The sequence below is a fragment of the Sphingobacterium sp. MYb388 genome, assembly GCF_037479535.1.
In the GTDB taxonomy this organism is placed as follows: domain Bacteria; phylum Bacteroidota; class Bacteroidia; order Sphingobacteriales; family Sphingobacteriaceae; genus Sphingobacterium; species Sphingobacterium anhuiense.
Genome location: NZ_JBBGYV010000002.1, coordinates 273,040 through 294,651, shown reverse-complemented (window position 1 = coordinate 294,651; position 21,612 = coordinate 273,040). Strand labels below are relative to the sequence as shown.

The 21,612-nt window shown below is 34.6% G+C and carries 21 protein-coding genes and 1 tRNA gene; 14 read left to right on the top strand and 8 right to left on the bottom strand.

Going from position 1 to position 21,612, the window contains the following annotated elements; genetic code table 11:
• Positions 1 to 5: 5 nt before the first annotated feature.
• Both WH188_RS07290 and WH188_RS07285 read right to left on the bottom strand, forming a co-directional pair.
• Positions 6 to 572, bottom strand: a complete 567-nt coding sequence (locus WH188_RS07290) for a DUF1572 family protein (RefSeq protein WP_021188481.1) — start codon at positions 570 to 572, stop codon at positions 6 to 8.
• A 145-nt stretch (positions 573 to 717) separates the two neighbouring features.
• Positions 718 to 1,653, bottom strand: coding sequence for an MBL fold metallo-hydrolase (locus tag WH188_RS07285; protein WP_132770836.1), 936 nt, complete (start codon positions 1,651 to 1,653; stop codon positions 718 to 720).
• Between the two features lie 205 nt (positions 1,654 to 1,858).
• Between WH188_RS07285 and WH188_RS07280 the strand changes: the two genes are divergently transcribed.
• From WH188_RS07280 to rpsJ, 5 genes are all read left to right on the top strand, one after another.
• Entirely contained in the window at positions 1,859 to 3,709 is a 1,851-nt protein-coding gene (locus WH188_RS07280) for an acyltransferase family protein (protein ID WP_339423642.1), read from the top strand.
• A 131-nt stretch (positions 3,710 to 3,840) separates the two neighbouring features.
• On the top strand, positions 3,841 to 4,254 hold the full coding sequence (gene rpsL / locus WH188_RS07275) for a 30S ribosomal protein S12 (protein WP_002993550.1): 414 nt from the start codon (positions 3,841 to 3,843) through the stop codon (positions 4,252 to 4,254).
• Positions 4,255 to 4,273: 19 nt separating this feature from the next.
• Positions 4,274 to 4,741 carry a 30S ribosomal protein S7 gene (gene rpsG, locus WH188_RS07270; RefSeq protein WP_021188484.1) on the top strand — a complete coding sequence of 156 codons (468 nt, stop codon included), beginning with the start codon at positions 4,274 to 4,276 and terminating at the stop codon, positions 4,739 to 4,741.
• Between the two features lie 128 nt (positions 4,742 to 4,869).
• Positions 4,870 to 6,987 carry an elongation factor G gene (fusA, locus tag WH188_RS07265; protein WP_031287331.1) on the top strand — a complete coding sequence of 706 codons (2,118 nt, stop codon included), beginning with the start codon at positions 4,870 to 4,872 and terminating at the stop codon, positions 6,985 to 6,987.
• Between the two features lie 76 nt (positions 6,988 to 7,063).
• Positions 7,064 to 7,369, top strand: a complete 306-nt coding sequence (rpsJ, locus tag WH188_RS07260) for a 30S ribosomal protein S10 (protein WP_013667229.1) — start codon at positions 7,064 to 7,066, stop codon at positions 7,367 to 7,369.
• A 244-nt stretch (positions 7,370 to 7,613) separates the two neighbouring features.
• Here rpsJ and WH188_RS07255 read toward each other — a convergent pair whose 3' ends face one another.
• Together WH188_RS07255 and WH188_RS07250 are read right to left on the bottom strand one after the other, a co-directional pair.
• Positions 7,614 to 8,717 carry an AI-2E family transporter gene (locus WH188_RS07255; RefSeq protein WP_339423641.1) on the bottom strand — a complete coding sequence of 368 codons (1,104 nt, stop codon included), beginning with the start codon at positions 8,715 to 8,717 and terminating at the stop codon, positions 7,614 to 7,616.
• Between the two features lie 127 nt (positions 8,718 to 8,844).
• On the bottom strand, positions 8,845 to 9,492 hold the full coding sequence (locus WH188_RS07250; protein WP_021188486.1) for a porin family protein: 648 nt from the start codon (positions 9,490 to 9,492) through the stop codon (positions 8,845 to 8,847).
• Between the two features lie 287 nt (positions 9,493 to 9,779).
• Between WH188_RS07250 and WH188_RS07245 the strand changes: the two genes are divergently transcribed.
• Both WH188_RS07245 and WH188_RS07240 read left to right on the top strand, forming a co-directional pair.
• Positions 9,780 to 9,850 (top strand) — tRNA-Cys (locus tag WH188_RS07245).
• Positions 9,851 to 9,882: 32 nt separating this feature from the next.
• Positions 9,883 to 10,062, top strand: a complete 180-nt coding sequence (locus WH188_RS07240; RefSeq protein ID WP_021188488.1) for a hypothetical protein — start codon at positions 9,883 to 9,885, stop codon at positions 10,060 to 10,062.
• Between the two features lie 41 nt (positions 10,063 to 10,103).
• Here WH188_RS07240 and WH188_RS07235 read toward each other — a convergent pair whose 3' ends face one another.
• Positions 10,104 to 10,853, bottom strand: a complete 750-nt coding sequence (locus WH188_RS07235; protein ID WP_132770840.1) for a copper homeostasis protein CutC — start codon at positions 10,851 to 10,853, stop codon at positions 10,104 to 10,106.
• Between the two features lie 330 nt (positions 10,854 to 11,183).
• Between WH188_RS07235 and WH188_RS07230 the strand changes: the two genes are divergently transcribed.
• The 6 genes from WH188_RS07230 to WH188_RS07205 all read left to right on the top strand — a co-directional run bounded on the left by WH188_RS07230 (position 11,184) and on the right by WH188_RS07205 (position 15,055).
• Positions 11,184 to 11,588 carry a hypothetical protein gene (locus tag WH188_RS07230; protein ID WP_339423640.1) on the top strand — a complete coding sequence of 135 codons (405 nt, stop codon included), beginning with the start codon at positions 11,184 to 11,186 and terminating at the stop codon, positions 11,586 to 11,588.
• 63 nt (positions 11,589 to 11,651) lie between these two features.
• Positions 11,652 to 11,945: a Smr/MutS family protein gene (locus WH188_RS07225; RefSeq protein WP_132770842.1), complete on the top strand. Its 294-nt coding sequence runs from the start codon at positions 11,652 to 11,654 to the stop codon at positions 11,943 to 11,945.
• A gap of 52 nt (positions 11,946 to 11,997) precedes the next feature.
• Positions 11,998 to 12,669 carry a response regulator transcription factor gene (locus WH188_RS07220; RefSeq protein ID WP_132770843.1) on the top strand — a complete coding sequence of 224 codons (672 nt, stop codon included), beginning with the start codon at positions 11,998 to 12,000 and terminating at the stop codon, positions 12,667 to 12,669.
• Between the two features lie 131 nt (positions 12,670 to 12,800).
• The gene (locus WH188_RS07215; RefSeq protein WP_132770844.1) at positions 12,801 to 14,084 is read left to right on the top strand and encodes a sensor histidine kinase; all 1,284 of its coding nucleotides are present in this window, start codon (positions 12,801 to 12,803) and stop codon (positions 14,082 to 14,084) included.
• A gap of 62 nt (positions 14,085 to 14,146) precedes the next feature.
• Positions 14,147 to 14,587, top strand: a complete 441-nt coding sequence (locus WH188_RS07210) for a PepSY-like domain-containing protein (RefSeq protein WP_339423639.1) — start codon at positions 14,147 to 14,149, stop codon at positions 14,585 to 14,587.
• Positions 14,588 to 14,599: 12 nt separating this feature from the next.
• The gene (locus WH188_RS07205; RefSeq protein WP_132770845.1) at positions 14,600 to 15,055 is read left to right on the top strand and encodes a PepSY-like domain-containing protein; all 456 of its coding nucleotides are present in this window, start codon (positions 14,600 to 14,602) and stop codon (positions 15,053 to 15,055) included.
• 49 nt (positions 15,056 to 15,104) lie between these two features.
• Here the strand turns inward: WH188_RS07205 and WH188_RS07200 are convergent, their stop codons facing one another.
• On the bottom strand, positions 15,105 to 16,106 hold the full coding sequence (locus WH188_RS07200; protein ID WP_132770846.1) for a 3-keto-disaccharide hydrolase: 1,002 nt from the start codon (positions 16,104 to 16,106) through the stop codon (positions 15,105 to 15,107).
• A gap of 277 nt (positions 16,107 to 16,383) precedes the next feature.
• Here WH188_RS07200 and WH188_RS07195 point away from each other — a divergent pair, with 277 nt between their 5' ends.
• Entirely contained in the window at positions 16,384 to 17,529 is a 1,146-nt protein-coding gene (locus WH188_RS07195; RefSeq protein ID WP_132770847.1) for a calcium:proton antiporter, read from the top strand.
• A gap of 105 nt (positions 17,530 to 17,634) precedes the next feature.
• On the opposite strand, the gene WH188_RS07190 is transcribed toward WH188_RS07195, so the two are convergent.
• Together WH188_RS07190 and WH188_RS07185 are read right to left on the bottom strand one after the other, a co-directional pair.
• Positions 17,635 to 20,103 carry a phosphocholine-specific phospholipase C gene (locus tag WH188_RS07190; protein WP_206368417.1) on the bottom strand — a complete coding sequence of 823 codons (2,469 nt, stop codon included), beginning with the start codon at positions 20,101 to 20,103 and terminating at the stop codon, positions 17,635 to 17,637.
• Positions 20,103 to 21,602, bottom strand: coding sequence for a SusD/RagB family nutrient-binding outer membrane lipoprotein (locus WH188_RS07185; RefSeq protein WP_132770848.1), 1,500 nt, complete (start codon positions 21,600 to 21,602; stop codon positions 20,103 to 20,105). The genes WH188_RS07190 and WH188_RS07185 overlap by 1 nt, the downstream gene beginning before the upstream one ends.
• Positions 21,603 to 21,612: the final 10 nt, after the last annotated feature.

Below are 21,612 nucleotides of genomic sequence, written 5' to 3'. Positions count from 1 at the left end.
AGAAACTAACCATCCAAATGTCTTAACATCTCATCTGTAAAATGCTCAATATGCCTAGTCTGCGTAAATTTAACAGCATTAAAAACTTCTGATTCGCCTTTCGGGATGGATAATGACTTCCAATTATTCCCTTTCATCATTTTTCCCAACATAACAATTTGTCCTACATGATAGGGATAATGAGCCAATTGTCGATTAATTGCTTCTACGACTGTATGGCCCTGATTACGGATATAAATTAGCTTTCCTAGATCTTCAAATTCCAAACACTTCAAGGTGTTAAATAAATTGTCCCATGCTTCATTCCACTCCCGAAACAACCTATTCTTGTCCTGATCCACCAATTCAAACTCTGCATCACGATTTCTCCATTCTTTTTCACCATCAGAAGTAAGAAAATCTGTAAAACGAGACTTCATATTACCGGATATATGCTGAATAAGTACAGCTACACTATTACTTTCATCATTGTAGCGCCAAAATAACTGGCTATCACTTAACTGATTCAAAGTACTATCAACTAAATGCTTATAATACAAAAACAATTTTTGAACATCCTCTAAATAATTCATAACAATCTGATTTACAAAATAAAATAATCTCTCATACACCTTCCAATTATTCTTAAATCTAAGTAGAAAAATTCACTTTTTTTTAGGTAAAACACAAAAATTGACATTCAATTGAAAAAAACATAGCCATCATTAATAGTATATTTTAAAAAACCATTCGTTTTCCTTGCTCCGGAAAAATAAAATTAACTTTATAAGAATTATTTTCCAGCAATTGCCGTTTAATCGTGTCAACATTATCGGAAACAGGCTTCATATGGGTAACAATAACATTTAAACCTTGTACCATATCTATTCCGGTAAAACTTGCTAGCTTTCCCAATTCCTCGTTTAAAAGTTGAGGTGTTAAATGTCCAAAAAGTGATTTTTCTGGTTGAGCATTAGGAAATGAAACTTCAATCATTAAAGCTTTCAATCGTCGTGATTTAATTATGGGTGCTATAGATTGCCATAAATTTTCAAGATTTGTGACCTTTTCCACACGGTCTGCTCCTGTATCTCCTAGGTATACGATAGAACTGTCGCCTATAGTTACTAAAACTGCTGAACTCTTCATCGGGTTCACATGGCTTAAATCAAAAGCCTGAATAGTCATTCCGGTATTTGTTACCGTATCGATCTGACCAATTTTTAAACGTTTATATTGATATTTCCGTATGGGTAAATCACCTTCATTAGCAAAATTAGCCCATGTATCGTTTATAAAATAATGCGCTTTCAATACATCTATCATTGCTGCTGTTGCGTAAATATTTTTTGCAGCATCTGAGGGAGAATTGATTATCATCCCTGCCAGATGATCAAGATGTCCGTGCGAGATGAAGTACCCTTTGATATAATCTCGCAATACCCTGCCTGCTGGAACCTCAAATGTTTTTAAGGTTATCGCTTTTCGAATTCCAGCATTTATAGTACCGGCATCTAGCGCTAAATACGCATTTGCCTTATACTTACCAATCAAGTATGAAGATAGATTATCTTCATGATCTCCTCCATAAACTCCCAACGGCACTACTTCAAATGTCTGACTATATACTTTAGAACACAACAGAGTCAGCGTAAGCAGGATGATTTTTTTCATATTTATATTTTCGATTTTGATAAACGATACAAAAATATCATAAAAACATGAACGCAATTTCATGTTTTTATGATATTGTCTAAAAAATAAAATGGAACAAAATTTCATGTTTTTATGATATTTTCTAAAAAATAAAATGGAACAAAATTTAATAGGTGAAATAAATTATTTTGTTCAGATTTGCAGTTTACAAGTTACTTTAAAAATGAAATTTAGAAATGATATAGGGGCATTACGTGCTTTAGCGGTACTGGCAGTAATTTTTTTTCATTTCAAAGTACCCTATTTTGACGGTGGCTTTAGTGGTGTGGATATTTTTTTCGTCATCTCTGGCTACTTAATGACCCGAATTATTTTAAAGGGCTTTGAGAATAGCAACTTTTCTTTTAAGCAATTCTACACTAAACGTATAACACGCATTATTCCTGCACTTTTGTTTCTTCTTGTAGGTGTTTCTATTATTGGTAGTTTTATATTACTTCCAAAAGACTTACAGCAACTTGGAAATAATGCATTTTTCAGCATAATCTTTAGTTCCAATATTGAATATTATTTAAATAGTGGATATTTTGATGTTGCCTCTCAAAATAACATCCTTTTGCACACATGGTCATTATCGGTCGAATGGCAATTTTACCTTTTATACCCTGCCCTCTTATTCCCTTTTAAAAGTCTTTACTCGAACAATAAAATAAGGTTTGTTAGCTTTTTCATCTTTTTGATTATCCTGTCATTAGGTCTGAACTTATATTTCAATAATACAGATCAATCCTTCAGTTTTTATATGTTCCCGACTCGGGCATGGGAAATGTTAATTGGGGGACTTGCATTTTTAGGAGAGTCTTATACTCAAAAGTCGATACCCAAGCTCTTCAGAAAAGTAGTTGCAATTACGGGATATGCTATTTTAATTGTTAGTATCTATTTATTTAACGAACAAAATATAAGCTGGCCTTCCTATTATACACTTATTCCTGTCATTGCGACCTTTGGTATCATTATAGCACAGTGCGATTTCAATTTTTTATCCATTAAACCAATACAATGGGTAGCGAAACTATCCTATTCTTTATATCTATGGCATTGGCCAATTTATGTATTCGCCATTTATCTTGGATTGAATCAACCTCTTATTATCATTCCCATCCTCACACTATCTTTACTTTGTGCAAGTATTTCCTATTATTTCATCGAGATCAATAAGAAATTTGATCAACTACCATTTACAATAGCTGCTACCATCGTTGTTGTGTTGCTAACAGGAATTATGATGATATTTCCTTATAATCGATTACAAATAAACAAAGAAATTGATTACCTGACGAACTATAACACCAATTACAGAAAAAACAGACTTGCTTCACAATTCAGAAAAGGCATATGCCATCTGGATATAGACAATACATTTAAGCAATATAATTTTGAAAGCTGTGCCACCATCATTCCAAACAAAAAGAATATTCTTTTACTAGGGGATAGTCATGCGGGTGTTTTCGGACAGAGTTTAAAAGAGCAATTAGAAAAACAAAATATCAATCTTTTACAAGCAACCGTATCCACTACTTATCCACTTTTGGACACCAAAGGGCCAGAGGCATCTTGCGAACTGATCGACTATATGTATCAAAAATTTATACCAGAAAATACGAAAAAAATTGATGAAGTGATACTTGTTGGTTTTTGGGGCTCGCAACAATATCCGGATGAAACCTTAAAAATAAAACTTCAGCAAGTAATTCAATATTTCAAAGAAAATGGTATTCCACTTAAAATGATCGGACAGACCCCTAGTTATTCTATCATCTTTCCAAATATTTTGGCTCTACAGATAAAAAATAAAAGTGTAAAAGAAGAAAACTACGTTGAATCCCGATCTGCACATATCAACACTTATCTAAAAACCTTTATTCCAGAAGATATTTACATTGATATTTACAATTTACCTGAAATAATTAAATACAATGGTCAAGATCCCTACATGCATGATGACGATCATTTATCGAAATATGGAGCTGATCAAGTTGTTCGTTACTTATTACAAAAAAAACTAATCTAACAGCTAACTCTAAGATTTTCAAGCAAAATGTGGAAAACTAATTGACTGGACATTTCGATTTAACAATAAAATGGTTATCTTTGCGAACTTATAATAATTTAAGAATAAAATTAAATAACAAAATCAGGTAAATGCCTACTATTCAACAATTAGTTAGAAAAGGTAGAGTAGCTCTGGTTGACAAGAGTAAGTCACCAGCGTTGGACTCATGTCCACAGCGAAGAGGTGTATGTACACGTGTATATACTACTACCCCTAAAAAACCAAACTCAGCAATGCGTAAAGTAGCTCGTGTACGTTTAACAAACGGTAAAGAGGTTAACGCTTACATCCCAGGAGAAGGTCACAATTTACAAGAGCACTCAATCGTTTTGATTCGTGGTGGTCGTGTTAAAGATTTACCAGGTGTACGTTACCACATTATCCGTGGTGCATTAGATACTTCAGGTGTAGCAGGTCGTAACCAACGTCGTTCTAAATACGGAACTAAACGTCCTAAACCAGGACAAGCAGCGGCTGCGCCAGCAAAAGGTAAAAAGAAATAATTAAACGGAGGAAAGAAAAATGAGAAAATCAAAACCAAAAAAGAGAATCATTTTACCTGATCCAAAGTTTAACGACACTCAGGTAACACGCTTTGTAAACAATATGATGTACGATGGTAAAAAATCTACAGCATACGAAATTTTTTACAATGCAATTGAATTAGTAGAGCAAAAAACTAGCGAAAGCGGTTTAGAAGCTTGGAAAAAAGCTTTAAACAACGTTATGCCAGCTGTAGAGGTTAAATCTCGTCGTGTTGGTGGTGCTAACTTCCAAGTTCCTATGGAAGTTCGTCCTGAGCGTAAAATTGCTTTGGGTATGAAATGGTTAATTTCATATTCACGCAGACGTGGTGAGAAAACAATGTTTGAAAAATTAGCAGGAGAAATCATTTCAGCTTCTAAAGGTGAAGGTGCTGCTGTTAAGAAGAAAGAAGATACGCACAAAATGGCTGAAGCTAACAAAGCGTTCTCACACTTCAGATTCTAGTTTTGAACTTACACACAAAAATATGATTACACCGATCTTTGGTAAACGTTCATTCTTTTATCAGGATCGGTGTACTTATTTAGACAGAAAAATATTTAGCTCCATCTGGGCTAATGCTTAAAAATATTATGGCAAGAGATTTAAAATTCACTAGAAATATTGGTATCGCTGCTCACATCGATGCTGGTAAAACAACTACAACTGAGCGTATTCTTTACTACTCAGGAGTTAATCATAAACTTGGTGAAGTGCACGAAGGTGCTTCAACAATGGACTGGATGGAGCAAGAGGCTGAGCGTGGTATCACGATTACTTCTGCAGCTACTACAGTTTTCTGGCAGTACCGTGGTAACAAATACCAAGTAAACGTTATCGATACTCCAGGTCACGTAGATTTTACGGTTGAAGTAAACCGTTCATTACGTGTATTAGACGGATTAGTATTCTTATTTTCTGCAGTTGATGGTGTTGAGCCTCAATCAGAAACTAACTGGAGATTAGCTGATAACTATGCCGTTCCACGTATCGGTTTCGTTAACAAAATGGACCGTTCTGGTGCTGATTTCTTAAAAGTTGTTGGTCAAGTAAAATCAATGTTAGGTTCTGAAGCAGTTGCTTTGCAATTACCTATCGGCGCTGAAGACACTTTTACTGGTGTTGTTGATTTAATTAACAACCGTGGTATTGTTTGGAACGAGCATGATAAAGGTATGACGTTTACAGAAGTTCCTATTCCAGAAGATATGTTGGAAGAGGTTGCTGAATACCGTGAGCGTTTATTAGAAGCTGTTGCGGGTTATGATGAGTCTTTGATGGAAAAATTCTTCGAAGATCCTAATTCATTAACTGAGCGTGAAATCTTAAATGCTTTACGTGCAGCAGTATTGGATAACTCTATCGTTCCTATGGTTTGTGGTTCATCTTTCAAAAACAAAGGTGTTCAAACTATGTTGGATTTAGTAATGGAATTATTGCCTTCTCCAATGGATTCAGAAGGTGTTAAAGGTACTCATCCAGATACAGGTGAAGAATTATTACGTAAACCAGATGTTAACGAGCCTTTCGCAGCATTAGGTTTCAAAATTGCAACTGACCCTTTCGTAGGTCGTTTGTGTTTCATCCGTGCTTATTCAGGTAAGTTAGATGCAGGTTCTTATGTATTGAACACTCGTTCAGGTAACAAAGAGCGTATTTCTCGTATCTTCCAAATGCACGCTAACAAACAAAACCCTATCCCTTTCATCGAGGCTGGTGATATTGGTGCTGTTGTTGGTTTCAAAGACATCAAAACTGGTGATACTTTATGTGATGAAAAACACCCTATCGTGTTAGAGTCAATGAACTTCCCAGAGCCAGTTATCGGATTAGCGATTGAGCCTAAAACTCAAGCTGACATCGATAGATTAGGTATTGGTCTTGGTAAATTAGCTGAAGAAGATCCTACATTCGTAGTAAAAACTGACGAAGAAACTGGTCAAACAGTTATCTCTGGTATGGGTGAGCTTCACTTAGAGATCTTGATCGATCGTTTGAAACGTGAGTTCAAAGTTGAGGTTAACCAAGGTGCTCCTCAAGTATCATACAAAGAGTCTATCAACGGAACTACAGAACACCGTGAGGTATTCAAAAAACAATCAGGTGGTCGTGGTAAATTTGCGGACATTAAAGTTGTTATTTCTCCAGCTGATGCTGACTACGATTTAACTAAATCTCCTCTTCAATTCGTAAATGAAATTGTTGGTGGTAAAATTCCAAAAGAATTTATCCCTTCAGTTCAAAAAGGATTTGAAACTTCAATGAAAAATGGTGTATTAGCAGGATTCCCATTATCAGGAATGAAAGTTCGTTTGATTGATGGTTCATTCCACGCTGTCGATTCAGATTCATTATCGTTTGAATTAGCTGCTCGTTCAGCATACCGTGAAGCATTGCCAAAATGTTCTCCTGTCTTAATGGAACCAATTATGAAAATAGAGGTTTTAACACCAGAAGAAAACATGGGTGATGTAATGGGTGACTTAAACCGTCGTCGTGGTTTAATGCAAGGTTTAGATAGCCGTAATGGTGCTCAAGTAATTAAAGCATTAGTTCCACTTTCGGAAATGTTTGGTTACGTAACACAATTGCGTACTATCACTTCAGGTCGTGCAACTTCTACTATGGAATTTGATCACTTCGAAGAAGCTCCACGTAACGTAACTGAAGAAGTTGTTGCAAAAGCAAAAGGTAAATTAAAAGGAGAATAATCCTTTCTAATATAAAGTAAACCGATCTCCTGTTGATAATAGCTCTAACGGGAGATCATTTTAAACAAAAACAAAAATGAGCCAAAGAATCAGAATCAAATTGAAATCATACGATTACAATTTAGTTGACAAATCAGCTGAGAAAATCGTAAAAACAGTAAAACCTACAGGTGCAGTTGTTAGTGGTCCTATTCCATTACCTACTGAGAAAAAAATCTATACAGTTTTACGTTCTCCACACGTTAACAAAAAAGCGCGTGAGCAATTCCAATTATGTTCATACAAGAGATTGTTAGATATTTATTCATCTAACTCTAAAACTGTTGATGCATTGATGAAACTTGAATTACCTTCAGGTGTTGAAGTAGAAATCAAAGTGTGATAGAATTGCACTGATTGAAAACAAGAAAGGCTTCTAATGTTAAATTAGAAGCCTTTTTTATATGCTGCTTTTTACTACTTATGGAGCCTTGTAATGAATAATTTATATAATTCCTAACATAGGTGTGACTTGAAGAAAAAACAAGCTTTAAGCTCAAATACAGTATTTAAATCACAATGACTTTTAAGTCAATTCCAAATCCTGGCTTTACGCTGAAATACTCCAAAAAAAAACTAATTTATTGCTACTTCTTAGAACTTATTGTATTACGTATAGTGCAATAAGTATCTCCTTTATGATCTTCTTCTCCAAGCAAGTAGCCCCATGGCTTCAATTCTTTTACACGGTCCATCACAATTTTGCAGATAGCCAATATAGGAATTGCTAAGAACATACCTGAAATCCCCCATATCAACTCTCCTACGATTATTGCCATCATCGCAAATAAAGAATTTACTTTTACTTTTGAGCCAACTACCTTTGGAACAATAAAATTACTATCGATAAGATGTATAATAATAAGTGCTCCAGTCACAATCAGTACATGTGTAAAGGAGGTCGTCGCAAAAGTAAGTAGTGCAATTACTAACATAGACGTGAAAATCCCAATATAGGGAAGCACATTAAACACGCCCGTGATAATAGCTAACAGTAAACTATATTTCACTCCAATGATACTCAAAGCTGCAAATACCAATGTAGAAACGATCAGCATCTGTAGCAATAAACCAATCAAATATTTTTTCACTACATACTGCACTTGGCCAACGACATCCATAACGATATTGTGGTGTTCTTGATGATTTAACAATAACAGAAATCGCACGATGTGACTACGATAGATAAGTAGAAAGAAAGTATAAAGGAAAGTAAACACAAAAAGTATCAACAGAGAAGATAAAGATAACAAAGCTGTTCCCAGTAAGAGCGTACCGCTATCAAGTGACTTAGTTGCCGTCTTATTAAGGATATCCATTTGTTCATTATGCATAACGCCAAAGCGATCCGTAACCCAGATCTGCACATTATGAAATCCCACTAATATTTGTTCCTTAAAAGCTGGCCAATCTTCCTTAATCATCGATAATTGTGAAGCAAGCATGTAAAATCCAAATCCTAAAAGGCCAAAGAAAAGTAGAACGGTAATAATTCCAGCAAGAGTGCGAGGAAATTTCAATTTTCTCTCAAAAAAATTACTTACGGGAACGAGCAACAACGCTAAAAGCAGACCCAGTATAAAGGGGACTAATATTGTATCCCCTATCTTTGCGAGATAACCTAAAATAACAATGGAAATTAGCGTACAAGCTAATTTGACGTAAAATGGTAAGCCCAGAAATTTTATCATAGTATCATCTAATTGTAATTGTCAAACAATACAACTAATGTAAAGTTTTAGTTGACAATAAAAAACCCCTGCTCAAAAAGCAAGGGTTTAATTTTAAAAGATTTAATTACAATCTTAATTCTTTTAATTAAATTCCGAATCCGAGGCCTATTGACCAAACTCGGTTTTTAACATCCCCATTAAACGTTTTTGCTCCAGCAATATTAGTTAAACCTAAACCGTAGCCAGCATTGATCGATAATCCACTACCCAACTGATATCCTGCTAAAAAATTCACACCGAAGTCTGTACCTTTAAGGGTTTCATCTTTACCAAATTTGAAATCATCGCTAATGGAGGTTGTTCCGCTACCGGATTTAGCTTCATATTTATTTTTTCCGCTTAGACCAAATGATACATATGGACCAGCTCCAACGAAGAATTTACCTTCACCAACTGTTGGAAATTTCAACACAAAATTCACAGGTACTTCTAACCACATTGTATTTTGTTTCAATTCATATGTATTGCCATTAAGTTTAACATCTGCAAACTTAGCTCCTTTTCCTTGTAAAGAAACTCCTGGTTGTATATAAAAGTTGCTCGTAACGGGTGCATCTAAATAACCAGTAACATGAAAATTAACAGTGGATTTTGAATCAGAAAGGTCACTTCCTCCGTAACTGTAAGAAGGAAGATTGACACCTGCTTTAACTCCGTATCCTAATCCTCCTTGTGCATATGCACCAACAGAAAGTAATACTGCTGCAGTAGTTGATAATAATAATTTTTTCATCGCTCTATTATGTTATTAGTGTTTTCACAAACAATGCAAGTTACACGCCAAATGGATAAACCACTAATATTCAGATATATATTAAAAAAACAAAAGTCAAGATTACTGTACAATAAAATAGACAAGGACCTGTTTCTTGCTACAGTCTTTCTGAAACGCGGAGTATCAAAAAAAAACACAAAAAACAAAACAGCTTGATAATGATTATTTTAAAAAATAATTGCACAATAGTCTTTTTTAATCCAAATATTAATTTTACTTTTGCATTCCCCTAGGGGAACAAATAGGGTCGGATGGCCGAGTGGCTAGGCTGAGGTCTGCAAAACCTCCTACAGCGGTTCGAATCCGCTTCCGACCTCGTTTTATTGAACAATAAAAAAATTTATCAAAATGGGAGTTACACGTTTAAAAAGAAAAGATAGAAGAAATAAAACTACTTCACGTGTTGAAGTTCAGTTCTTAAGTTTAGGTAGTAATGTTGAACTTGGTTCAAGATCTAAAATGAAGAAATCAAATCAAATCGTTAAAAACGATGCTATCTTAAACCAATTAGTTTTAGAAGCTAAATAGGTTAAAAAATATTAAGAACAATAGCGTTGTAAATTACAACGCTATTGTTTTTTAAGGATGTCTACCAATTGGTGGACTTTTTCTTTTGATGTACGATAGATCGGTTCATTCATACCTTCCACTTCACTTCTATCATAAGACATTTGTGAAAAAACTGTTTCTTTCGCGGAACTATGTATAGCAGTCGCTCCAGTTGTCTTTAAGATCATTTCAATATTATTACTATCCACTCCTGCACCAGGCATAATAACAATTTTTCCTTCCGCAGATTTGACCAATTCTTTAAGTAATTCAACTCCATCCACTGCTTTATTCTGCAATCCTGAGGTCAATAAACGATCAATTCCCAATTCGATTAAAATAGCTAACGAAGACAGTGGATCGGCGCACTTATCAAATGCGCGATGAAAAGTTACATGCATCGGTCTTGCAGCATCGACAAGGGCTTTCGTTCGTTCAATATCAACTGTTGCATCGTTCTTCATTACTCCTATCACCACACCATCACAGCCAGCCTCTTTACAAAACTGTACATCAGCCAACATCTCATCAAATTCCAAATCGGAATAAACAAAATCACCTCCTCTTGGACGTATGAGGACATGTATGCCAATATCGATCAACTTTCTTGCTTGAACAATCTGACCGTAAGAAGGAGTGATACCGCCATTTTCCAAATTTTGACAAAATTCGATCCGCGTAGCCCCACCTTGCGCAGCATACAATGCAGATTGAGGTGAATTGGAACAAATTTCCAATTGATACCCGTTTATAGTGATTTCTTTTCCCATTAATTTAATATACAATAATCTTTTCTGAAGTTTTCGAATAAAAAGGGAGAAAGATCAATTTGAACCTTCTCCCTTCTATATTAAGTACAAAATCCCAATTATACTCAACCATTAGGTAGATGTAGAGTCCTGTAAAAGCCTCTAATCTTATTTACTTAACAAAGGTACAATAAACTAATAATATACACTAAAACTTCTTTAAACTGGGTGTATGCGTGATATAAAAAGCTCAATGCAAAGCAAAAAAACTTTATTTCGTTTTTTTTGTTTTACACTATTGTAATTTAAAATGATCAAAATTTTAATTATATTCATACAAAAAGGGGTATTATGTCAATCGTATCAAAAGATTTTGAAATTCAAGAAAATCTCATTGTACTCATTGAAGATCTTGAAAGCACGATTTATGATCTTAATCATCGGCTTGCTGGTTACGGCCAGCTCTATAATAAGGCACGTAACCAAACGAATGACTCTAGCGTAGCGTATGAAGAAATTGCAGATCAAATTGGTGAAAAGCATCATATTTTGTATCACAAGATGAAATCGCTTAATCATTTGCTCGAAATAATTAATGACTATCGTGACAGCAATGGTATTTTTCAGGACCATAATGATCTAATAATACAAATACAGGATATTATGCTTACTCATGCTGAAAAAGAGTCTTATGAGGAAGCTGCGACTATCAAAAAATGGTATGACCGACTCTATTCAGCTGTCGACGTTAAGTAAAGCTCCTTGAACTTTATTTGTAGTCTGTTAATCTTACTTTTGTACCTTTGCAAAAAGATTTACATGAAAAAACCCCCTGTACAAATAGATTTACATGCTGAAGCCTTTCTATACGACTGGCAGGATTATACACCAGATGAATTAGCTAATGAGTCTCTCATCTACATGCGCGATATGTTGGATGCTGCAATATATTGGGATATGCCTGAAATAAAATTTGTACATGGAAAAGGTAAAGGAATTCTGAAAAAAATGGTCTATGATGAACTGATGATTTATAAAAATCAAAGAGCAATTTCCCATTTTCATCCTGCTTATCATAATGATGATATTGTCGTAGTTGTTATTGGACTTTAATTCCTAAGTCTTTCCTAATTTCAAAATTAACTTTGTTAGCTAATTAAAAGATATGAAAATATTACTAATCGAAGATGAAGTTGCCTTGAGCCAGGTTATCATGCAATCTTTAGAAGCTGAAAAATACCTTGTTGAACAAGCTTTTGATTACAATAGCGCATTAGAGAAAATATCAATTTATTCATATGATTGTATTTTACTCGATATCATGTTACCCGGAGGTTCTGGATTGCAACTCTTAGAAAAGATTAAAGAAATTGGAAAAGAAGAATCGATCATCATCCTGTCGGCCAAAGATTCTGTAGACGATAAAGTAAAAGGTTTAGAGCTAGGTGCTGATGACTATTTAGCCAAACCTTTTCATTTGGCAGAATTACATGCACGGATCAAATCGATTATTCGCCGAAAGAATCAACATGGTGATGATATCATTACGTATAAAAATATTGCAGTAAACACAACAGACAGAAGCATACAGATTAACAACAAACCTGTGATTCTCAATCGAAAGGAGTTTGATTTACTCTATTATTTTATTATCAGGCCAACTAAGCTTATTCAAAAAAATAGCTTAGCAGAGTCAATTTGGGGTGATCATATTGATCAGGCTGACAGTTTAGACTTTATTTATTCACAAATAAAAAATTTAAGAAAAAAATTAAAAGATAATCATGCTGACATCGATATCCAGGCTGTTTATGGTATAGGATACAAATTGATTTAATGACCCACAAAGCAATAATGGCCAAGATCTAAAAATATATTCACGATTGTTTGAATGGCTTCTAAAACTGGTGAAGTGATCTTTATATTGCCACTAACTGCTAATACCATTATTTAAAACTAAATATTTTAATGAAAAAGTCGCTCAAGAATTACACTATAAGATACATTACAATCATGATTTTGATTGTAATTGCGGTGTGGGCAACATTATTTTATGCATACATCACAGAAGAAGTGTATGATAATGTAGACGACGGCTTAAAGAATCAAAAAATTGAAATTATTCGTGCTGCATACCAAGATGAATCGATTCTAAAAACGGATACATTCGGTATTAATCAGTTTAAAATCACCAAATCTGATGTGCAAGTAAACATGGATGAAAAAAATATTTTCAAAAACGATCTCATATACATGCCATATGATGAGGATATGGAGCCTTATCGAATTTTAAATACTTACTTCTATGGTAAGGACAAACAGCTATATCAACTGGAAATTCGAACTTCAACCGTAGAAGAAGATGAACTAAAATATGATCTGGCAACTGCTTTGATAATACTATACATCTTGATTATTGTGAGTATATTTTTACTCAACACACTTGTATTTCACCGAGCTTTTAAGCCTTTTTATCAAATTCTTGACAAGTTAGAGCGCTATCAGTTTGGGAAAATAAAAACAGCTGTACCGATCAACAGTAATGTTAGAGAATTTATGCTATTGGATACCGAAATCGATAAAATGCTTGATCGCAATGAAAAAATATTCCAGCAACAAAAACTGTTTATTGAAAATGCTTCCCATGAGTTACAGACGCCTTTGGCTATCAGTAGTAATAAACTAGAATTACTGCTAGAAGATGAACAACTGACAGAGCATCATTTAATCACGATCAGTGAAACTAAAGAAGCTTTAGAACGTATGATTAAATTAAATAAGGCATTACTTATGCTATCTCGCATTGAAAACAATCAATTTGATTTTACGCAAACAGTGGATTTTAATAGCGTGATTCGCGAAGCGTGTGAAGAGTTAGCAGACTTGATTGAATTTAGGGGAATCACTTTAGAAGTTCTTGAGCATGGAAAGTTCTCAGCTGATTTCAATGCGGATCTGGTAAAGATATTAATTTCCAATTTACTCCGTAATGCTATCAACTATAATAAATCAAAAGATGGATTTATAAAAATCGATATTCATAAGGATTTCTTTACAATTGCAAATTCAGGCAAAAACACTGCACTACAAGCAGAAAATATTTTTGATCGATTTCACAAAGAAAATACTGCAATCAATTCAAATGGATTAGGTCTTTCTATAGTTAAAACAATCATAGAGACAAACAAGACCATTAGCATAAATTACTCATACTTAAATAATTTTCATATTTTTAAGATACAAAAGCTATAATTCCTAATTCTTTACCAAATTGTATAGGAACTTTGTTATATAAATAAATAGGAGGATATATTATGAAGAAAATTAAAACAATGGCGATCGTTGCTTTAGTAGCATTATCGACAGTTAGCTATGCACAAAAAAAGGTGATTAACAGCAATCAATTACCTGCAAATGCACAAACATTTATTAAAAACAATTTTGCCAGCAATCAGATCACAAGTACAATTGAAGAAAAAGAAAATCTACTTTCAAAAGAATACCAAGTGATTTTAAATAATGGTACAAAAATAGAATTTGATAAATCAGGAAATTGGGAAGAAGTAGATGGTCACAATAACGCTATTCCTTTAAAATTTGTACCAAAATCAATTCAAAATTATGTTACAAAAAGTTTTCCTAATACCCACATTGTAAAAATCAAAAAGTCAAGCCGTAAATTTGAAGTTGAAATTTCAAATGGTCTTGAATTGGAGTTTAATAAAAAAGGGCAGTTTACTAAAATAGATGATTAATAGAATTAAAATATGAAAAAGTTAATTTTAACATTTACGGCGTTAATTACAGTTGCATTCATTTTAGTATCTTGTGACAAAGATGATGATCATCAAGTCCCTGCTACATCTTTACCAGCATCAGCATCCACATTTCTTAACACCTTCTTCAAAGATGTAACTATTCGAAAAGTTGAGAAACAAACTCCTACTGCAACAAATAAAACAGCTTACAGTGTGGAGTTAGCCAATGGAATCGAAGTTGATTTTGATCAAGAAGGTAATTGGAAAGAAGTAGAATCCGACAATGATACTGCTATTCCTACGGGTTTTATCTCAACTACTATAGTCAGCTATGTGGATACAAATTATAAAACTGCACAAATCAGCGCCATCGATAAAGTTACTGCTGGATTTGAAGTTGAACTAACAAATGATATCGATTTATTGTTCGATCCAAGTGGTCAATTTGTAAAAATCATCTTATAAAATTAAAAGCCTCCTTCAGTAGAAAGAGGCTTTTTTATTTGTATTGTTATTATTTCTTAGCCGGTGTGATCTTTATTTTTCTAAATTCTACCGGAGCATGATCTCCTTGTAAATATATAGGTCCTGGTTCACCTTCTTTACTATCTAACGCACCACCTGTTATTCCTGGTATTTCTTGATTATTAATAATCGTCTTACCATTTGCGACAATAGTAACCAATCTTCCAACCAATGTAACTTCATACTTCTGCCATTGATCTGGTCCTAATGTAGCCATTTCATTTGGAGCTAGAAAGCCATAGATACCGCCAAAATAGAGACTTCCTGGATGTTGATCCTTTGGACTGTCTTCAATTTGCAATTCGTATCTTCCTCTTAAATAAATACCAGAATTACCACCGGTTGTATATCGAAATTCTGCTTCTAATTTAAAATCTTCAAATTTTTGATCTGTTACCAAATTAGCACCCGCCTTTGCGTTCGTCAAGATACCCTCTTTTACCGACCAGTTATTCTCGCCACCAATCGTTTTCCAACCTGTCAAATCTTTACCATTAAAAAGCTCAATAGCCTCTCCCCATTGAACAGTTCCTGTACGATTTAAATAAGGTGCTTTTTCACCTGTAAAGTTATAGCTAACACCTTTATTAGTCGTCACGGTCCCTTTAATACCCGTAGCCGTCAATTCACCTGCAATCACAAAATCACCTTCTCCACCTTCCCATTGTGGCGGAATAGCAAATGAAAATTTTCCATCCTCAAGCTTTACATGAGAAACAGGGCGAGCACTGCCACTGTCACCAACATAACTTCCTACCAATGTGTTAAATCCAGATAGTTTTACTTCAATCCAAGATGGTACTACTTTTCCATCTTTATCCACATTCAAATCCCAACGACCGATCAAATCTTTAGCTCTTTCAGGTACGACTTGTTTTGCAGGATTATGTTCTACTTCGGGTTCTTTTTTTTGATCTGCCGTTTGACATGAACTTACACTTGCTCCCAATAAACAAAAGAGAACACTATATTTTAAATGATTTCTTAACATTTTTTAAAGAATTGTAACAAAGATTTAGATTTTTTATTATAGTTATCAAAACGAATATACTAAAAATATCAATTATTGAATCTAGTAACTCCGAATCAACACAAAAAAATTACGAATACAGGCTTGAATATAATAAGAAATACTCTTCCTAAACTAGAAATCGTGCATCTATCACTAAAACAAAAAAATTACGTTACATATAGTTTTTATCAAATGTTAAAATTAATACCACTTTTAGTAAAGATATTTGTATCAGCAATTTATATACGGAAACAATATGAAAACAATACTGAGTACAAAGACAATAATCCGATTAATGACCATCTGGATTATTGTCATCGGTTTAATGGTATTTGACCAACAGATTTTTAAAACAACATTTTCTCCTGTATCGGCAATCACCATATTTATTATTCTTTTGGCTACAATTTTAACCGCTTCATTCGGTGTTGTAAAAGAAGCGGACGAGCTTGCACATAAGTTAGGTGAACCTTTTGGAACACTTATCCTTACACTTTCAATCGTTACGATCGAAGTGGTTTTGATTGCTGCTGTTATGCTTGGTCCTGCAGAATCTCCAACAATCGGAAAGGATTCAATCTTTTCTGTCATGATGATTATCATGAATCTTGTGGTAGGACTTTGCATTTTACTTGGAAGTGCCAAATATAAAGAACAAGAATATAATGCTCAGGGAACACTGTCTTATTTTTCAATGATTGTAATACTTGGAGCAACTTCATTATTACTTCCTAATTTTATTCAAGGAGCAGGCAATGGCGCATTTACGACTTTACAAGCGATATTCATTTCAACTTTAATTATACTTGTATACATCGCATTTCTTTACTATCAATTAAAAGGATATAGTCACTTATACATACAACCGGCAAAAGGAAATCTTGAGATTCAATATCCTAGCCAGATACAAAATTCTGTTAATAAAGATGCCCCAAAATCTCAGGATAAAAAGGAAATATGGATTCGTTCAGCCCTTCTTATTTTAATGATTCTACCAATAGTATTGCTATCACATCAAATGGCAGTGGTGGTTGATTATGGTATTGCTACCGCAAAACTTCCAATAGCATTGGGTGGTATTCTTATTGCTATCATTGTATTTACCCCGGAGTCTATTACAGCGGTTAAAGCAGCTCGTAATAACGAATTTCAAAGAAGTATCAACTTATGTCACGGCGCTTTTGTCTCGACTGTAGGTTTAACGGTTCCCGCTGTACTGCTAGTAGGATTACTAAAAGGAAAATTAGTTCTATTTGGATTAACTGGTACAGAGACTGTTTTATTTACAATGACCCTCTTACTAAGCTTGATCAGCTTTTTAGGGAAAAGGACTACTCCTATTTTAGGTATTATTCATTTGGCTCTATTTGCTCTGTACATGATGCTGGTATTTAATCCATAAGTTTGAATTTCGTCATCTTATCGCCAGATAAAAAAGCGCACCTATGTAGTGCGCTTTTTTTATGAACCTTAAAAAAACAACGATCTACATTATATATTGGTCGACCTAAGAATGATTAATTACATCTCCCATTAAAGGATCAGTCTTACTTGGCATCCCATTTTCAATATGTCCAGCAAATACAAAACAAAATTCTGGATCTTCTTTACAAGTTACCTCAAGATCATACCATCCATGGCTTTTGCTGAGGTCAAGTATTTTGGTACCTGAAAAAGATTGATCTAGCGAAAAAGGCTCAAAGCAACCATAATTCCGATCTTTAATCAAATAACTGTGTCCTTTATTAATCTTTTTCAGTTCCAATGCTATGGTGTTTTTTTTGTGATATTGTTTAACGATGATGGCATGTGGCTTTTCTTTATGCAACTTGAACATTCTGAAAAAGCCGTTAGGACCATGTAGCTCCATTTCGATACTATCTCCCTTTAATTGATCCATATGCCAAGCATACCTCAAAGGTTCATTTTCTTTAACCGCAAAATTCCAAACCTGACCTGCACCTACTTTTCCATAAGCCATTTGGGATCTAACCTGAAAAGGAACTCCAATTTTTTTCTTCGATTTAACAGGAACTTTAGTTTCAAAAGTAATTTCAAAACTATTATGTTCCAACTCTGCATTGACTTCCAATGCATATGGCAGTGCACATGCTGGTTTGATACCTTTCTCCTGTATAGCTTTTATTGAAGTTGGTAAACCTTTTTTACGAATTTGATCCAATTCTGAAGGTGCGATCTGTACAAATTCTGTTGGTAATTTCTTTGCACGTGCACTATAAATACGCTCTACATACTGATCCCGATTAACAGGAACTAAAGAATTAAGGGAAGTATCTGTTACTTTACGAAATACAGAATTTAAATCTCCACATACCAATCTTCTCCATGAGGAAATATTTGTTTCTTTGATATCTTTTCCTGTTTTCTGGAGTAGAAATTGTTCCAAGAACTGTAAACAAGAGGTATGATCGAAAACTTCCGAATTTACCCATCCGCCTTTAGACCAAGGTGAAGCAATCACTAATGGAACTCGAAATCCTAGTCCTATCGGGCTTTCCAGTTCCGAATCGGTTTTCCCTGTTCTTCTCCGCTCCTGTTCTTTAGTGACATATTCATCTGCCGTATGGATACCTACAGCAGTCTTTCCGGAATCTCTATTACCTTCCATTGGAGGGACAAATGGCGAAACATGATCGAAATATCCGTCATTTTCATCATACGTCAATATAAAGATTGTTTTTTTCCAGACCTCAGGATCCTTTGTCAAAATATCTAATGCTTCTGAAACATACCAAGCTCCATACCAAGGCGACCCAGGATGGTCAGAAAAACGACATGGGGCTACCAACCACGACACTGTAGGTAAGTTCTTCTCTTTAACATCTTTACGAAATTGATAAAACACATCTCCAGCAGGTACATCAACTTCCTGCTTACCCTGGCTATCTTCGTAAACCAATTTTTCTACCCGATGATAATCAGGATCACCAATATTAGTTACAAAAGCTTTTTTATGAATGGCCTGATGTAGATCGGATAACTTTTCGAAATTCTGTTTTGAAAAGCGCTGTAAATCTTGTTTTAGATCTTCAATTTGCTTTTTTAACTTAGATTCTTCCACTGAGTCTTTTAAACCGATCACATCTTTTTCTAGCTGTTTCAATTTGCATTCCATCCAGGTACGGTGCGCAGGGTGATAGCGGACACCGTATTGTTTGTGAAATTCCAGATTATTATCTGTAAAGTTGGCCAACCAGTCTTCTTCCTCACCTTCAAATCCGACAGGGATGCTCAGTTCGTTTTGATATACCTTCCAAGATACTCCAGATTCTTCTAACCGTTCTGGATAAGATTTCCAACTTACATCTTTGTAATTGATTTGGCCATTATCCACATGGGCGGTTGATTCAGGGTCACGTGGATTTTCGCGCACTGTTCCTGTCCAAAAATAGGAGCGATTAGCACTTGTCCCTGTCAGAGAAGAGCAAAAATGTTGATCACAGACAGTAAAAGCATCGGCAAATGCATAATAGAAAGGTAAATCTGCCCGATTATAATAGCCCATCGTAAGCGGCATAGCTTTATAATCTTTAATACCTGAACTTTTTGCTTCCAGCCAATTGTCCATCCGGCCATCATTACGCGCGGCTACCATATCTCGCCAACCATGTGGCAAAGAACCCATCCAAGTGGATTTACTATTAACAATATCTAAATGAAAAGGTGCAAAATATTCTCCTTTTTTATTTCCTTGTATCCAAACAGGAAGACCGTTAGGTAGTTTTAGTGCTCGAGGGTCATTAAAACCGCGCACCCCTTTGAGTGTACCAAAGCAATGATCAAATGAGCGATTCTCTTGCATTAAAAAGACAATATGCTCTGCGTCCATATAGGTCGATCCCAACGGTGCTTCAATAGCTAATGCGCGTTGAATTGATTCAGGTAACCAATTAACGACTGCTGTAGCGCCAGCTAATGCTGACGCTTTTTTTATAAATTGTCTTCTAGATTCCATTATTTCAACCACCAGGTCTGTAAGTTTATATTATCATTGCCTGCAAATTGACGTTTAATTGCTTCAGAGACTTGTACCGTATTATTATTGTATTCGTCTTGAGGATACATCCAACGGTAAGCAATTTTTACTTTATCGGCTTTAAGCAAACTTGGATAACCCGTTCTTAAATGATCAAAATATGCTGTATAGCCTCCTTGATGAAAAGAGCGTAAATATTTTTGCATAAGGATACGTTCCAATTTTTCTTCCGAAGTTTTTGCGTTATCCAAATTAACCATTTTTTGTGACAAATAACTTTCTAAACGTGATGCATCAACGTAGGTATTTAAATTTTTAGCATAATTCTCATAAAATTTAAAAGATGCCTTAATACCATTCACATAACAATCTTTCTCATTTCCTGTAATCCATCCTCTTACTATTGCCTCCGCTATTATAAATTGTAATTCTGAATAGCCTATCAGAACCAACGGTTCGGCAGTTGGATCTTTGTAAAAGCGCTCGTGTACCTTAGATAGTTTCCCTTTTACAGCTTTTTCATTGACTTCTGCATAAGGTACAATAGGATCACCGCCTTCATATGAACTAAAATCATCAAGTGCCTTACCCGCCTCTTTTCCTAAACGTGTTTGTGTGGCCAAAACAAATAAACGTGGATCTTTATGATCCTGCAATCGTTGAATAAAAGTGGAGTCCATATACATACCCGATCCATAACCACTTGAATTAAATTCGGGATATCGATTACCTTCTTGATTTAAAAAGATTAATTGTCCGTCCTCTGATCCTGTGGCATCAGCGATCAAAGTCTCTCCTTTATAAATCTTTGCAAACTCTGATTTAATATCTATAGGAAAGTCTGCACTTTTACGGGATAAAGTAAGTAATACTTTTAATCGAAATGAATTGATCAGCTTTCGCCACTTATCAGAATTTCCTCCATAAATAATATCTCCATTAATCGGATTGGTATTTGATTTCAATAAAGTATTTGCTTCTTCTAACTCCTTTAAGATTCCAACAAAAACTTCTTTTTGTGTGTCATACTTCGGCAGAAACATTTCAGAACTTTCTCCTTTTGCAGCTTCCGCGTATGGAATATCGCCAAAAGTCAAGGTTAAGTTATAAAAATAATATGCCCTAAAAAATTTGGCTAAAGCTTGATAATTATTATCAGTGATCTTTTCTGCCTCCTCAGTCATTTTAGTGATATTACGCAAAAAACTATACTGCTCAAAACTACCACGTTGCCAGTTATAAATTTGGTTGGCATTTTCACCATCTGTTTGCACAATCATTTTTAATGCATATAAAGGCGAAGTTCCATGCCAAGTCCTAAAGACATCCCATTCAACTTTTGTCAATAGCGCCTGCGGATGTGTTGTAGATGCTTCATTTGGATTAATATTGACATCTGTCAATTTTTTACATGACTGCAATCCTATTACAGTAAGCAGACCAAACCCTAGTATTATATGTTTGAAAACAAGTTTCATCTTATAGAAT

Bases quoted from the DNA above. Each gene is read 5' to 3' on its own strand.
- WH188_RS07210 (WP_339423639.1), top strand. From the start codon at position 14,147: ATGAAGAAAATTAAAACAATGGCGATCGTTGCTTTAGTAGCATTATCG.
- rpsL (WP_002993550.1), top strand. From the start codon at position 3,841: ATGCCTACTATTCAACAATTAGTTAGAAAAGGTAGAGTAGCTCTGGTT.
- rpsJ (WP_013667229.1), top strand. From the start codon at position 7,064: ATGAGCCAAAGAATCAGAATCAAATTGAAATCATACGATTACAATTTA.
- WH188_RS07220 (WP_132770843.1), top strand. From the start codon at position 11,998: ATGAAAATATTACTAATCGAAGATGAAGTTGCCTTGAGCCAGGTTATC.
- WH188_RS07205 (WP_132770845.1), top strand. From the start codon at position 14,600: ATGAAAAAGTTAATTTTAACATTTACGGCGTTAATTACAGTTGCATTC.
- WH188_RS07280 (WP_339423642.1), top strand. From the start codon at position 1,859: ATGAAATTTAGAAATGATATAGGGGCATTACGTGCTTTAGCGGTACTG.
- rpsG (WP_021188484.1), top strand. From the start codon at position 4,274: ATGAGAAAATCAAAACCAAAAAAGAGAATCATTTTACCTGATCCAAAG.
- fusA (WP_031287331.1), top strand. From the start codon at position 4,870: ATGGCAAGAGATTTAAAATTCACTAGAAATATTGGTATCGCTGCTCAC.
- WH188_RS07255 (WP_339423641.1), bottom strand. From the start codon at position 8,717: ATGATAAAATTTCTGGGCTTACCATTTTACGTCAAATTAGCTTGTACG.
- WH188_RS07250 (WP_021188486.1), bottom strand. From the start codon at position 9,492: ATGAAAAAATTATTATTATCAACTACTGCAGCAGTATTACTTTCTGTT.
- WH188_RS07290 (WP_021188481.1), bottom strand. From the start codon at position 572: ATGAATTATTTAGAGGATGTTCAAAAATTGTTTTTGTATTATAAGCAT.
- WH188_RS07190 (WP_206368417.1), bottom strand. From the start codon at position 20,103: ATGGAATCTAGAAGACAATTTATAAAAAAAGCGTCAGCATTAGCTGGC.
- WH188_RS07200 (WP_132770846.1), bottom strand. From the start codon at position 16,106: ATGTTAAGAAATCATTTAAAATATAGTGTTCTCTTTTGTTTATTGGGA.
- WH188_RS07195 (WP_132770847.1), top strand. From the start codon at position 16,384: ATGAAAACAATACTGAGTACAAAGACAATAATCCGATTAATGACCATC.
- WH188_RS07185 (WP_132770848.1), bottom strand. From the start codon at position 21,602: ATGAAACTTGTTTTCAAACATATAATACTAGGGTTTGGTCTGCTTACT.
- WH188_RS07285 (WP_132770836.1), bottom strand. From the start codon at position 1,653: ATGAAAAAAATCATCCTGCTTACGCTGACTCTGTTGTGTTCTAAAGTA.
- WH188_RS07230 (WP_339423640.1), top strand. From the start codon at position 11,184: ATGTCAATCGTATCAAAAGATTTTGAAATTCAAGAAAATCTCATTGTA.
- WH188_RS07240 (WP_021188488.1), top strand. From the start codon at position 9,883: ATGGGAGTTACACGTTTAAAAAGAAAAGATAGAAGAAATAAAACTACT.
- WH188_RS07225 (WP_132770842.1), top strand. From the start codon at position 11,652: ATGAAAAAACCCCCTGTACAAATAGATTTACATGCTGAAGCCTTTCTA.
- WH188_RS07215 (WP_132770844.1), top strand. From the start codon at position 12,801: ATGAAAAAGTCGCTCAAGAATTACACTATAAGATACATTACAATCATG.
- WH188_RS07235 (WP_132770840.1), bottom strand. From the start codon at position 10,853: ATGGGAAAAGAAATCACTATAAACGGGTATCAATTGGAAATTTGTTCC.